This window comes from Sphingomonas sp., from assembly GCF_035317925.1.
GTDB lineage: Bacteria > Pseudomonadota > Alphaproteobacteria > Sphingomonadales > Sphingomonadaceae > Sphingomonas_I.
Genome location: NZ_DATHFV010000206.1, coordinates 1 through 13,350, shown reverse-complemented (window position 1 = coordinate 13,350; position 13,350 = coordinate 1). Strand labels below are relative to the sequence as shown.

Annotated in this window: 14 protein-coding genes, 1 tRNA gene and 1 rRNA gene; 1 reads left to right on the top strand and 15 read right to left on the bottom strand. The window is 65.2% G+C overall.

The features are described from left to right. The 14 genes from VK533_RS15455 to infA all read right to left on the bottom strand — a co-directional run. A 16S ribosomal RNA gene (locus tag VK533_RS15455) occupies window positions 1-377 on the bottom strand; the annotation flags it as partial. Between the two features lie 512 nt (window positions 378-889). Continuing rightward, window positions 890-1,315, bottom strand: coding sequence for a CBS domain-containing protein (locus VK533_RS15450; RefSeq protein ID WP_324379319.1), 426 nt, complete (start codon window positions 1,313-1,315; stop codon window positions 890-892). A 109-nt stretch (window positions 1,316-1,424) separates the two neighbouring features. Then, window positions 1,425-2,201, bottom strand: a complete 777-nt coding sequence (locus tag VK533_RS15445) for a DUF4167 domain-containing protein (RefSeq protein WP_324379317.1) — start codon at window positions 2,199-2,201, stop codon at window positions 1,425-1,427. 280 nt (window positions 2,202-2,481) lie between these two features. Continuing rightward, window positions 2,482-3,300, bottom strand: a complete 819-nt coding sequence (gene prmC / locus VK533_RS15440) for a peptide chain release factor N(5)-glutamine methyltransferase (protein ID WP_324379315.1) — start codon at window positions 3,298-3,300, stop codon at window positions 2,482-2,484. Next, entirely contained in the window at window positions 3,297-3,680 is a 384-nt protein-coding gene (locus tag VK533_RS15435; RefSeq protein WP_324379313.1) for a hypothetical protein, read from the bottom strand. The genes prmC and VK533_RS15435 overlap by 4 nt, the downstream gene beginning before the upstream one ends. A 9-nt stretch (window positions 3,681-3,689) precedes the next feature. Further along, window positions 3,690-4,769, bottom strand: coding sequence for a peptide chain release factor 1 (gene prfA, locus VK533_RS15430; protein WP_324379311.1), 1,080 nt, complete (start codon window positions 4,767-4,769; stop codon window positions 3,690-3,692). Next, window positions 4,766-5,998, bottom strand: coding sequence for a histidine--tRNA ligase (gene hisS / locus VK533_RS15425; protein WP_324379309.1), 1,233 nt, complete (start codon window positions 5,996-5,998; stop codon window positions 4,766-4,768). Before hisS ends, prfA begins: the two co-directional genes overlap by 4 nt. Window positions 5,999-6,083: 85 nt before the next feature. Beyond that, window positions 6,084-7,961, bottom strand: a complete 1,878-nt coding sequence (gene sppA, locus VK533_RS15420) for a signal peptide peptidase SppA (protein ID WP_324379307.1) — start codon at window positions 7,959-7,961, stop codon at window positions 6,084-6,086. 61 nt (window positions 7,962-8,022) lie between these two features. Then, window positions 8,023-9,303 (bottom strand): glycoside hydrolase family 130 protein, encoded by a 1,281-nt coding sequence (locus tag VK533_RS15415; RefSeq protein WP_414712322.1) that lies wholly within the window; start codon window positions 9,301-9,303, stop codon window positions 8,023-8,025. Window positions 9,304-9,587: 284 nt separating this feature from the next. Continuing rightward, window positions 9,588-9,663: transfer RNA gene (locus tag VK533_RS15410), tRNA-Phe, on the bottom strand. A 174-nt stretch (window positions 9,664-9,837) separates the two neighbouring features. Further along, window positions 9,838-10,026: a DNA gyrase inhibitor YacG gene (locus VK533_RS15405; RefSeq protein ID WP_324379303.1), complete on the bottom strand. Its 189-nt coding sequence runs from the start codon at window positions 10,024-10,026 to the stop codon at window positions 9,838-9,840. After that, window positions 10,004-11,005, bottom strand: coding sequence for a ribonuclease (locus VK533_RS15400; protein ID WP_324379302.1), 1,002 nt, complete (start codon window positions 11,003-11,005; stop codon window positions 10,004-10,006). Before VK533_RS15400 ends, VK533_RS15405 begins: the two co-directional genes overlap by 23 nt. Further along, a complete protein-coding gene (locus VK533_RS15395; RefSeq protein ID WP_324379300.1) occupies window positions 10,998-11,570 on the bottom strand; it encodes a nucleoside triphosphate pyrophosphatase in 573 nt (190 codons plus the stop codon). Before VK533_RS15395 ends, VK533_RS15400 begins: the two co-directional genes overlap by 8 nt. A 13-nt stretch (window positions 11,571-11,583) precedes the next feature. Next, window positions 11,584-11,802, bottom strand: a complete 219-nt coding sequence (gene infA, locus VK533_RS15390; RefSeq protein WP_010162480.1) for a translation initiation factor IF-1 — start codon at window positions 11,800-11,802, stop codon at window positions 11,584-11,586. 155 nt (window positions 11,803-11,957) lie between these two features. On the opposite strand from infA, the gene pdeM reads away from it, so the two are divergent. After that, window positions 11,958-12,620, top strand: a complete 663-nt coding sequence (pdeM, locus tag VK533_RS15385; protein ID WP_324379223.1) for a ligase-associated DNA damage response endonuclease PdeM — start codon at window positions 11,958-11,960, stop codon at window positions 12,618-12,620. 100 nt (window positions 12,621-12,720) lie between these two features. Here pdeM and msrA read toward each other — a convergent pair. Then, window positions 12,721-13,350 (bottom strand): peptide-methionine (S)-S-oxide reductase MsrA (gene msrA / locus VK533_RS15380; RefSeq protein WP_414712321.1); only part of this gene is annotated, 630 nt, incomplete at its 5' end.

Sequence of the window (13,350 nt, the reverse complement as noted above, 5' to 3'; positions counted from 1 at the left end):
ACTCACGCGGCATTGCTGGATCAGGCTTTCGCCCATTGTCCAATATTCCCCACTGCTGCCTCCCGTAGGAGTCTGGGCCGTGTCTCAGTCCCAGTGTGGCTGATCATCCTCTCAGACCAGCTAAGGATCGTCGCCTTGGTGAGCCTTTACCTCACCAACAAGCTAATCCTACGCGGGCTCATCCCAGGGCGATAAATCTTTGGACTTACGTCATCATACGGTATTAGCACTCCTTTCGGAGAGTTATTCCGTACCCTAGGGCAGATTCCCACGCGTTACGCACCCGTGCGCCACTAGACCCGAAGGTCTCGTTCGACTTGCATGTGTTAGGCATGCCGCCAGCGTTCGTTCTGAGCCAGAATCAAACTCTCAAGTTTTTGAACGACCAAACGAGCCCGGGGGAAAACCCGAACTCAGAAGGCCGCTTTCAAGGAGCCGTTCCTGCACAAATACATGGTGTGTATTAGGACATGATATTCCGTCAGGGCGAACCCCGTTGGAACTCATTGGAACGGCATAATTTTACCGAGCACCCGACGCCTTGAAGCCGTCGGACCCGGGGCCGCCGCCCACATGTCCCTTCATCAAACCTACAATGAGAAAGAGCGAAACCGCCAACCGGCAACTTTCCATCCCCTCTCATGTGAGAGGAGGAGGAGTGTTACCGATTTGCGGTAAACCGCGTTCCGCTAGAGAGCGAAGCGCCGTTGACGAGGGGGTATCTATGTCCGGACCGTCCGACCGTCAACCGCTAAATTGCAATTTTGTTGCGCACTCCATTTTTTACCCGGAAAACTGCGAAAAACCGCCAATTCCGATCGCGGTTGGCAGGCCCCCGGTACGCTTTGGCGCCTGAAACAGACGAAGAATCGGGGCCGAAAAGCGGGAATCACCCCGCAATATAGGCCCGCATCGCCTCCGCCTCGCCCTCAACCAGCTCGATCCGCGCTTTCACGAGGTCGCCGATCGAGACGAATCCGATCATGCGGCCCGCTTCGACCACCGGCAGATGCCGGATTCGCCGCCGGGTCATGAGCGACAATCCGGTCAGAATGCCTATCGAGGATTCGACCGTTATCGCGGGGCGCGTCATCACGCGTTCTACCGGCCATTCGAGAATCGCGGCTCCGTCGCGGCGGAGCGCGTAGATCACGTCCCGTTCGGACATGATGCCGATCACCTGGCCGTCTTCGACCACGGGGATGGCGCCGATGCGATGATCGGCAAGCAGCTGGACCACGGCTCGTACCGGGGTGTCGGGCGCGGCCTGAACCACATCGCCCGAACGCTGCTGGAGAATAGTCGCGAGCGTCATGCCGCCTCTCCTTACACGCGCCCGATCGTGAGAGTCGGGCTGATACCCAATCATCCCACTTCGGACGCGTGAAGGAAAGCGGCGATACCCGTTTTAGGCTTCGCCCGTTTTAGACTTCGGCGGTCTCGCTACGCGGACGGCGGGGGCGGCGCGGCTTGGGCGCGGCCTCCTTCGCGGCGCCGGCATCGGCACCCGCAGCCTGGACGTCATCGTCCTCGACCTCGCGCTCGTAGCGCGGGGCAAGCGGCTCGCTCAGGAAATCGGGCGCGGCAAAGCCGTTGCCGTTTCCATTGGCATAGCTGTTGCCGCCGTTATTGCCGTTCGCGTTGACGTTGGCGCCCGTATTGCCGTTGCGGCGGCCGCGCTCACGATTGCCTTCGCGCGGCGCTTCGCGATTTCCACCGCGCTCGCCGTCATTCTCGTTCGGCGAGGCCTGGCGCTCACGGCGCGGCTCGCGCTGCTGCTCGGCCTGCGGCTGAGACTGCGGCTGAGACTGCGGCTGATCGTCATACCAGTCGTCGCCGCCACCCTGATCGTCGTTGCCCTGGTAGCGCTGCTGATTGGCGTCGCCGCCATCCTCATCGCCGCCGCCGAACTCGTCGCGATCATTGGGCTGACGGGGGCGCTGCTCCTCGAAGCGCGCGCGATTCTCGCTCAGCACGCGGAAATAGTGGTCCGCGAACTGGAGATAATATTCCGTGTTGACGCGGTCGCCCTGCATCTGCGCGTCGCGCGCCAGTGTCTTGTACTTCTCAAGCAACTGGGCGGCGTTGCCGCGCGCGCGATTGTCGAGACGACTGCCACGATCGGGACCGCCAGGCTGACCATTACGCGCCTGCTGTCCACCACGGCCGCGCCTGCGACCGTTCTGACGGTTGTTAATCAACTTGGTCTAATCCTCGTAATTGGTGATACGTTTCACCACTCCATTCCGGGTCTTTCCCCGGAGGTCATTCCGGACGCTTCGTCCGCGAATTCCAGCCCACCGCTGCCAAGGTCTAACAGTCGGGGCGCGCAAAAAGATGCGCGGCTTCCCGTGCCTGTCTGCCGAGACGCCGAATGGCGGCCTAGCCCTTGGGGGTGGGTAAAGGGGGCAGTCTGCTACTTTCGCGACACCCCAATCCCCAGACCCATGTAGTCGTTCCATTAGGCGATTCCAAGGGGAATCATGCCTGTGGCGCCACGACGATGCAGCGATCATGGCCCGCCAAGTCGGTATTTACCCGGGTCAGGAATCCCGCCGCCGCAAACAAGGTGCGGACCGCTTGCGCCTGGGTGGCGCCGATCTCGACACAGGCGATGCCGCCTGTGGGAAGCCGCAGCAGTGGCGCGATCTGGCGATAATCGTCCAGTCCGTCGCCGCCGGCATAAAGCGCCGAGGCCGGTTCATAATCCGCCACGTCGGGCGGCAGCACGGCGCCCGTCTCGATATAAGGCGGGTTGCACAGAATGAGGTCGAAATCGCCCCGTGAAGCCGCGTCCCAGCTGCCCCGGTCGATCCTCGCCCGGCTCGCCAGCCCAAGCCGCTCGGCATTGCCTCGCGCCACCGCCAGCGCGGCCTCGCTGGTATCGACACCGAGGCCGGTCGCCTGCGGCCACTGCGCCAGCGCCGCCAGTAGCAAGGCGCCCGATCCCGTGCCGAGATCGAGCACGCTGCGTGGTCCGGCTAAGCCGAAATGAACGACCGCCGCTTCGATCAGGGTTTCGCTGTCGGGCCTGGGAATCAGCACTCCGGGACCCACGGCCAGGTCGATCGTCCAGAATTCGCGGTGGCCGATTATGTACGCAATCGGTTCATGCGCGAGGCGGCGCTCCAGCATCGCGACCAAGGCCGGCGGCGCTTCCTGCCGCGGCGGATCGAGCAATAGGCGGTCGCGCGTGAGGCCGAGCGCGTGCGCCATCAGCAGTTCGGCATCGAGGCGCGGTGTATCGCTGACCACCGACAACCGGCGCGCGGCGTCGGCCAGCGCCTCGGTGACCGTCAATTCGGATCCTCGTAGGCGTGGGCTTCCTTCTTCTGGTCCTGTTTCCACTTCGCCCAATTGTCGTATTCGCGCTTGCTGCATCCGGTGGCGCCGCCGGCACCCGTCGCAGAACAGGAGCCTGCGCCGCTCGCGCCGAGGTCGACATCGGTCAGTTCGCTCCGTCCATTCTTGCTCAGCGCGCCGGCGAAGCGGGTATCGAGCTTGGGCAGGCGATAACCCTCGGCAATGCCGCGATCGCTCGAGCAGACGACGATCTCGCCTTCTTCATAGTCGTGACAGCCGCGCACCGCGTCGACCACGATCTTATGCTCTTTCTCGATCGGCCCCATCTTGGGCTTGGCCGTGGCGATCTCGGCCGCGAGCAGCAGAAGCGGGATCATGCCGGCGGCCTATTCGGACAACTGCGCCAGCCGGCTCGCTTCATCCTCCGCGATCAGCGCGCCCAGCAATTCGTCCATCTGCCCTTCGAGTATCTCGGGCAGACGGTGCAGCGTCAGATTGATGCGGTGGTCGGTCACGCGGCCCTGCGGGAAATTGTAGGTGCGGATACGTTCGCTCCGATCGCCTGAACCTACCATGGATTTGCGCGCGCCGGCACGCTCGTCCGCCAGTCGGGAACGTTCCTGCTCGTACAGGCGCGAGCGCAGCACCTTGAGCGCCTTGGCCTTGTTCTTGTGCTGCGACTTCTCGTCCTGCTGGATCACGACCAGCCCGGTCGGCAGATGCGTGATGCGGACCGCGCTGTCGGTGGTGTTGACCGACTGGCCGCCGGGCCCGGACGAGCGATAGACGTCGATCCGCAGGTCCCGCGCCTCGTCGATCGCGACGTCGACTTCCTCGGCCTCGGGCAGCACGGCGACGGTCGCGGCGGAGGTATGGATGCGGCCCCCGCTCTCGGTGACGGGCACGCGCTGGACGCGATGCACACCGCTTTCGAACTTCAGTTTGGCGAACACGCCCTGGCCCGTCACCGAAGCGACGACTTCCTTATAGCCGCCCATTTCGGCCGGTGACGCGGACATCAACTCGACCCGCCAGCCCTGATTGTCGGCATAGCGCTGATACATGCGGAACAGATCGCCCGCGAACAGAGCCGCCTCATCGCCACCGGTACCCGCCCGGATTTCCAGAATCGCCGATCTCTCGTCGGCCGAATCCTTGGGCAAAAGCGCCAAAGCCAGCCTGCGATCGGCGACGATCAATTGATCGCGCAGCGACGCCAGTTCGTCCGCCGCCATCGTCTTCAGTTCGGGATCGCCCTCTTCATCGACCATGACGACGAGCGCTTCCTGCTCCTGCCGCAGGCGGCGCACCTCGTGGGCGGCGTTGGCGACCGGTTCGAGCTCGGCATAGTCCTTGGACAGCTTGACGAACTGGTCCGCCGCGAGGTCGCTGCGCGCCATTGACGCCGCCAGTTCGTCGCGGCGCGCCTCGATCTGGCGGATACGGTCGATGGGAATCGTGATCATGCGAGCGACGCGAGCACGCCTTCGACGTCGCCGACAGGGCCGCCGAGCGGTTTGAACCGCCGAACGGGCGCGCCATCGGCCTGGTCGAGCGACAGGATAGCACCGGGCGATAGCTTCATGGCGCGGTCATAGCGCTTGCGTGGCGAGCCGGTCCCCACGACCTCCACCGCGATCCCGGCCTTTCGCAAGGCCGCCGCCGCTTTGACGGCATCGGTCTGCGCGGCGTCATTTTCGACTACGATCGCGACAAATGAGCGGTCCGGTTCGGGCGTTTCGAGCAGCATTCCGAGCCGCTCGATCCCCGCGGCCCAGCCCACGGCGGGTGTATGCTGGCCGCCCAAAGTCTCGATCAGGCCGTCATAGCGGCCACCGCCGAGCACCGTTCCCTGTGCACCGAGACGGTCGGTAACGAACTCGAACGCGGTGTGGCGGTAGTAATCGAGGCCGCGCACGAGGTAGGGATTGCGGGTCCATTTGACGCCGGCAGCGTCCAATCCCTTGGTCACTGCCTCGAAGAAAGCGCCCGCTTCGGACGACATATGCGCGTCGATCTGGGGCGCGGCATCGGCGATCGGGCGGTCGCGGGGGTCCTTGGAATCGAGGATTCGCAGTGGATTCTTGGCGAGGCGGTCGACACTTTCTTCGGACAAAGCGTCACGCGCGCCTTCGAAATGGGCAACCAAAGCCCGCCGCCAGGCATCGCGCGTAGCGCTGTCGCCGAGGGTGTTAAGCTGTAGCGTAACGCCATCGGAAACGCCCAATTCGTGCAAAAGCTGGTCCGCGAAGGCCAATAATTCGACATCGGAAGCGGGTTCAGCCGCACCGATAATCTCCGCATCGAGCTGATGGAACTGCCGGAAACGGCCCTTTTGGGGCCGTTCGTAGCGAAACAAAGGGCCATGCGTGGCCACTTTGAGCGGCGCATATTGCTGCCAACCCTCGGTCAGATAGGCGCGCGCGATGCCGGCGGTGAATTCGGGACGCAGCGTCAAACTGTCGCCGCCGCGATCCTCGAACGTGTACATCTCCTTGGAGACGACGTCGGTGGTCTCGCCGAGCGAGCGCGAGAAGACCGCGGTCGCCTCGAATACGGGCGTCTCGACCCGGCCGAAGCCGTAGAGTTTGCGCACGCGTTCGAACGTTTCGACCACATGGGTGAAACGCTGGGCCTGCTCGCCGAGCATATCCTGGGTGCCGCGAATGGGCCGGGGAGTTTCGATCTTCGCCATTGGGCCGGGGCTCTAATAGATAAGTGGAAAAGGCGCGAGGCCCGTCACCCCATAGGGGCCGGGCCGGCGGGAAAAGGCAGCGTCGCTAAAAGCCGATATGTTTCGCGAGCAAGGCGCCGAGGGTTGCTTGCGCCCGCGGAGACGCGGGTTCAGCCGCGCCGCATTCGATGCAGCGCACCTGGATTGCCGGACCGAAGGCCAACGCCTGCGCGTCGCCGAGCGCACGCGCGAGCAGGTCCTGCGGCCGGTGCGCGATGCGGGTCCAGGGATCGACCGCAGCATCGCTATCGTTGTTGCCGTTCTTCTGCGTCCAGTCGCGCAGCAAAGTCTTCCAGCTGTTGGGCTGCTGCTCGATCCAGCGCGGACGCGCGTCCGATCCGGTCAGATTGGCCTGCTTGGCGGCGAAGGCGATCGCGTCGTCGAGCGTGCCGAAGCGATCGACCAGCCCGATCTGGCGCGCCATCCCGCCCGCCCAGACATGGCCCTGGCCGATCTCGTCGACCCGTTGCGGCGTCATGTGGCGCGACTGCGCGACCAGCCCGGTAAAGCGCGCATAGATATGCTCGATCCCGGTCTGGATCAGCGCGTCGAATTGCGGGCTGGTGCCGCGATAGACGTCGGGCTGGCCCGACAAAGGCGTGGTGCCGACGCCGTCCGCCGACAGGCCGATCTTCTGGAGCGTGCCGGCGAAGGTCGGGATGATGCCGAACACGCCGATCGATCCGGTGATGGTCGCAGGCTCGGCGAAGATCGTGTCGCCCGGGGTCGAGACCCAATAGCCGCCGGACGCCGCGACCGAGCCCATCGACACGATCACCGGCAGTTTCTGCGCCTTGGCGGCGAGGATCGCGCTGCGGATCCGCTCCGATGCGGTCACCGACCCGCCGGGCGAATCGACCCGCACGACCAGGGCCTTGATGCGATGCTTGCCGAGCTCGTCGGTCAGCAATTTGGCGAGCGTTTCGCTGGCGGCCTTACCGGGGCCCGACCTGCCGTCGACGATATCGCCCGCAACGGTCAGCACACCGACCTTGCCGCCATCGGCTTCGGGATGGGCGGCGAGATAATTGAGCAAGGGCAGGCTCTGGAAGCCGCCCGGCGCGCCGGTGCCGTCCGCGCCGGCGAGGCCGATCACGCGCTGTCCAAAAGCGATGCGGTCGCCAAGCTGGTCGACCAGACCCGCCGCCTGCGCCGCCGTGGCGCCATCGCCGCCGGCCGCGGTCAGCGCCGCGCCCGGATCGGCGGCATACGCCGCGACCTTGGCCTTGGGCCGCGCCTGCGTCACGTCCTGCTTCCAGCTATCCCACAAGGCATCGGCGAGCGCCTGGTTGGCGGCGCGCGCCTCGGGCGACTGGCCGGTGAGGATATAGGGTTCGACCGCCGACTTGAATTTGCCGACGCGATAGACGTGCGTGGTGACGCCGAGCTTGTCGAGCAGCCCCTTATAATAAAGGTGCGGCGCGCCCGGCCCCGCGATCAGCACCGCGCCGATCGGGTTGAGCCAGACCTCGCTGGCGTGCGCGGCAAGCTGATAGGATTCGTCCGAATAGCCGGTGGCATAAGCCAGCACGGGCTTGCCGGTGCGGCGCACCTCGTCGAGCGCCTGGCCGACCGCCGCCAGCGCGGCCTGGCCACCGCCGGTGAAATTGTCGAGATCGAGCACGACCACCTTCACCGCTGGATCGGTCGCGGCGAAGCGGATCGCACGCACCACGTCGCGCAGGCGATATTCGCGCGTCGCGGGGCCATTGCCGGACAGGATCGCGAGCGGATCGGCATCCTGCGGCTGTTCGACCACCGCGCCGTCGAGGCGGACGAGCAGTGCGCCGCTGGAGGCGAGCTTGGGCGTGGGCCGCGCGGTCAAGGCCGCATAGAGCATACCGAAGAAGAGGAGCAGGAGCAGGAGAACGAGCGCGTCCTTGACGCCGACCAGCAGCTTCCACAGCCCGCGCAACACTCGCATTCCGTCTTACTCCCCACGGCGACAATCGGGTCGCCGCATCCCTTTAGGCGATGGCGCCTTGCTAGACCATTGCCGCCAGCACGTCGTCCACCGGGACGGTGGCGAAAGTGGTGAAGCTGTCGGCGACGCCATAAGGCAGCAACAGCATCCGGTCGTGGATTAACCCGCCGCAGCTGTAGACGACATTGGGGACATAACCGTCGCGCTCCTTGGGGCTGGGATGGACGAGCGGCAATTCCATCCGCTTGATCAATTTGCTGGGATCATCCTTGTCGAGGAGGCTCGCGCCGATGCAGTAATTGCGCGCCGACCCCACACCGTGTGTGAGCACCAGCCAGCCTTCGTCGATTTCGAGCGGCGATCCGCAATTGCCCATCTGGACGAATTCCCACTGATATTTGGGCGGGATCAGGATTTCGCCGCTCTCCCAGGTGAGCAAATCGTCCGACCGCATCAGCCAGACATTCTCATTATCCTGCCGGCCGAGCATGACGTAGCGCCCGTCGATCCGGCGCGGGAAGATGGCCATGCCTTTGCTCTGCGCGGCAGCGCCCCTGAACGGATGCATCTCGAAATGGTGGAAGTCCTCGCCGATCCGCAGCAATTCGGATCGCGCGATCAGCCCGCTGAACGCGGTATAGGTGCCGAGATGGCTGATGCGGCCGTCATCCTCCTGGAACGAGCAAAGCCGCAGATCCTCGATCCCCTGGCGCTGGGCAGCGGTGAAAGGGAACAGCACGGTTTCGGAAATGTCGCGCGTGCCGCCGCAACTCAGATAGACGCTCTCACGGCCTTCCTCGCCCTCGCTGCGTTCGAGCTGGGGCGGGATTCCCGCCGGGCAGGGATCGTCGATTTCGATCTCGCCGCCGGGCGTCCAGGTGCCGGTGCGGAAGGTGACCGAGGAAACATGGCCCTCCCCAATGCCGCGCAGCGACAGGACGAAGCGGATCGTTCCTTCGGGCAGCCCCGACTGATCATGATTCAGCACGATGCTCGGATTGAAAAGCGCCGCCGCCTCGAACGAATATTCTTCGCTGAAATAGCCGCCGATCACGAGCTTCTGGAGTTTGCTGATGCCGTTTACGTCGATGCCGAGCCCATTCACCTGCTCGAACCGGCGGGTCAGGATATAGTCGACATCGTCCTGCCGGCTGCTGAAGGAATCGGTGATCCGTTCGAGCTCCGCCTTCAGTTGGGCTTCGTCGAGCGTCAGCACCCTTTTGGCGATGCGCTCGGCGCGCGAATGGCCTTCGGTGACATAGCCATCGGGATCGCCCGGTTCGAAGGGGCGCACCACGGTGCGCGATGGATCGGGATGAAGGATGACCTTCGAATGGGTCATCAGATCGGTGCCGCTCACGCTCGTTCCTCCCCCCGCGACAGGCGGGCCAGCCCCGGAAAGCCTATCTTTAACCGAAGTTCCGGCTTGTAGGGAGCCGATGCGACAAACGCAGGTGCATGATAGGCCCGCCCGTGCGACACCCGGCGATCGATTGGGGAGATGGATCGTGTCGCCGACGCTCAAAGTCTATCTGCAGTTGCTCGCCCTGCTCGCCGCCCTGTTCCTGCTGGGCGGCGCGGTGCTCCTGCTGCGGCAGCATGGCCACGGATAGCGAAGCTGGAAGATGGTGCCCAGGGACGGAATCGAACCGCCGACACCGTGATTTTCAGTCACGTGCTCTACCAACTGAGCTACCTGGGCACGGAAGCGTTGGGAGGCGCGCCTATAGAGGCGGGTTCAACTAGCTGTCTAGAGCCTGATCGTTATTTGGTGGAAGCGCTGCGCGCTTCCGCCGATGGCGTGAATCAGGCTCTATTCAAATATACGAGACCTTGATTCACGGTTCGGGCTGAATCAGCCTGAACCGATCAAGGTCTAGCCGTTGCGATCGGAATCTTCCTCGTCGGCTTCGACCGGCCCTGCCGGGATGCGGTAGCCGTCTGACAGCCACTGGATCAGGTCGCGGTCGCGGCAGCCCTGGCTGCAGAAAGGCTTGTGCTGCGGGCTGAAGGGCTTGCCGCAACCGGGGCAAGCGGATCGATCAATTTTGGGCGCGGCTGGCATGTCCGGCGGATATGGCGAGCCCCGCGTCCGGCTGCAAGCCGACCGTCACGCCGACGCGCCGCGCCAGCGCCTCGACCCAATCCGGCCGCGCCTCGATCCGCGCGATCACGGCCGGCGCGGCATGAAGGCTCAGCGCGCCATGGCCCTGCCCGCGCTCGGCCCGGCGCAGTAAAGTCAGCGCCGCCGCCTGAACCGGATCGGCCTGTAGTGTTTCCATCAAGGAGGCGCGTTCGCGCCGGCGGACGATCTGGAGGAAGCCGAAGCCGTTGACCGCGGTGCGTTCGAACGGCTGCGGCAATATTGCATCAAGCGCCACCGCCGCCGCCTGACGATCCCCCTTGCCCGCCATGGTCGGCAGATCGACGCCAATCGAACCCGTTACGCCGAATCGGCGGATCGCATCGCCGGCGGCACGCGCGCCCGCGACCGCCACTTCGGCGGCGCTCCCCGTGCCGTCGACGTCGATCAATGTCATCGCGGGCGTGACCGCGATCCGAAGCAGAACGTCCGGCGTGGTGACGATGCCCGACGCGGCCTGCTCCAGCGCTTCGGACCAGCCATGCTCTTCCAGCAGGTCCGGACCGGTGCCCAGCACACGCACGGGCAAATCCGTAGCCGCGATTCGCGCGCGCAAATCCGGACCCTCTTTCGGTACGGCTCCAGCCAGCGCAGCCCGTACCCGTAGCGGCTTGGTCTCCGATCCTTCGCGCAAAGCAACACGGATGATCTCGACCAGCAGGGACGCACCCTCGGTCAGCCCGACGGGCACCGGCGTCAGCTGTGCGACGATGCCGCCTTCGAGCGTCGCCAGCCCCCGGCCCGAGGCATCCCCCTTGCGCGTCAGCCGTGCAGGCAGGATCGCGCCGACGCGCGGCCCCGGCTCATCGTCGCGCTCGATCGCCATTTCGAGGATGTGGCCGCCTTCGACCAAAGCCGCGCGGTTCTCGCCGATCCCGGCCTCGTAGAGCCACTCAGCCAAGAGGGATTCCCGCGCTCAGCAGCAGCGCGCGTGTCTCGAACAGAGGCAAGCCGACCACGCCCGAATGGCTGCCGGCGAGCGCGCGCACGAACGCCTCGGCGCGGCCCTGGATCGCATAGCCGCCGGCCTTGCCGACGCCTTCGCCGCTCGCGGCATAAGCCGCGATCGTGGCGGTAGAGAGCGGGCCGAACGTGACGATGCTGTCCGACAAACGATGGCGCGCGACGCCGGAGGCATCCACCACGGTGACCGCGCTCAGCACATGATGGCGCCGCCCGGCGAGCAAAGTCATGCAGGCGCGCACCGCGTCCGCATCCGCCGCCTTGGGCAGGATCCGCCGGCCAGCCGCGACCACCGTATCGGCGGCGAGGATCACGGCGCCCGGATGGCGCGGCGCGACGATCGCCGCCTTGGCGGCGGCGATGCGGCGAGCATAGTTGGCGGGTTTTTCATGGGCGAGCGGCGTCTCGTCGATCTCGGCCGGATCGACCGCCGCGACCTCGACCCCGATCCGCGCGAGCAAATCGAGCCGGCGCGGCGATGCGGAGGCGAGAATCAGGCGCATATCGCGCGCCCGATTACTTGAAGCGATATGTGATCCGGCCTTTGGTCAGATCATAGGGCGTCAGCTCGACGAGCACCTCGTCGCCGACCAGCACGCGGATGCGGTTCTTGCGCATCTTGCCGGCGGTATGACCAAGAATCTCATGGTCGTTCTCGAGCTTCACGCGGAACATGGCGTTGGGCAAAAGCTCCACCACCTGCCCGCGCATTTCCAGCAATTCTTCTTTCGCCAAGCGAAGTCCTCAATAGTCCGGGGTTATCAAAAAGGCGCGCCGCCTTAGCCTTTGGGGCATAAAAAGGGAAGCCGGGCCTCGGACGATATCCGGCCGCGGATTGCGCCATGCCGGAGGCGGTTGCGCGGCATCGAAGGGCATGCCTATAGCAGGCCATGGTTCGCTTTTCGTTCTGCGGCGTCGAACTGGCCGCGCTCGGTCCGGGCGCGCTCTATTGGCCCGCGCGCGAGGCGTTGCTGGTGGCCGATCTCCACCTCGAAAAAGCGAGCTGGTATGCGGGCGGCGGGCAGATGCTGCCGCCGTACGATTCGATCGCGACGCTGACCGAATTGGGCGCCTTGCATAGCAAGACCCAGGCGCGCGAAATCTGGTGCCTGGGCGACAGCTTCCACGACAAGGAAGGGTGCGAACGCCTGTCCGGCGAAGCCCGCGACCGGCTGATCGGCTTGACCGGCGCCACGCGCTGGACGTGGATCACCGGCAATCACGATAGCGTGCTGACCGATCATTGCGGCGGCGAGGTGGTCGAGGAAGCCGAAGTGGACGGGCTGGTGCTGCGCCACGAGGCCGATCCGCGCGATTTGCGGCCCGAACTGTCGGGCCATTTCCACCCCAAGCTGCGGCTGTCGCTGCGCGGCCGCCACGTCGCGCGCCGCTGCTTCGTCGCGAGCGGGACCAAGCTGATCCTGCCCGCGTTCGGCGCGCTGACCGGCGGCATGGATGCGGACGATCCGGTGATCATCCGTGCGGTCGGACGCCGCGCCGAAGCGCTGGTGCCGGTCGAGGATAAGCTGCTGCGGTTTCCGCTGGCCGCCTAAGTTCGTCACCCTGAACTTGTTTCAGGGTCCATCGTGCAACAAGCGAAGCCGGTGCGGATGATGGATGGATGCTGAAACAAGTTCAGCATGACGATCGAGCTTACCCGTTCACCAGCACCGGCTTTTCGCGCCACAGCTGCGGATAAAGCTGCTTCAACGCCGCCACCTTGGGCAGATCATTATAGCGGATATAGCCCGCGTCCGGGTGCAGCGTCAGATAGTCCTGGTGATAGGCCTCGGCCGGATAGAACGGCTGCGCGCGCTCGATCCGCGTCACGATCGGCTTGTTCCACAGATGCGCCTGGCGCAGCTGATCGATATAGGCGGCGGCGACCTTGCGCTGCACCTCGCTCGTCGGAAACAAGGCCGAGCGATATTGGGTGCCGGTGTCCGGACCCTGCGCATTCAGCTGGGTCGGATCGGTGATCACCGAGAAATAGATTCGCAGCAGATCGGCGTAGCTCACCACGCGCGGATCGAACACGACGCGCACCGATTCGGCATGGCCGGTATCGCCGTCGGACACGCGATCATAATGGGCGGTATTGCCCGCGCCGCCGGTGAAGCCGGACACCGCGCTCTTCACGCCCTTCACATGCTGGAACACGCCCTGCACGCCCCAGAAACAGCCGCCCGCGAACACCGCGGTCTCACTGGTCGCGCTGTTGGGCACGCTGACGATCGCGGCGGGCGCGCGGACCGCGCTTTCGGCGGCGATGCCGGCGGTTCC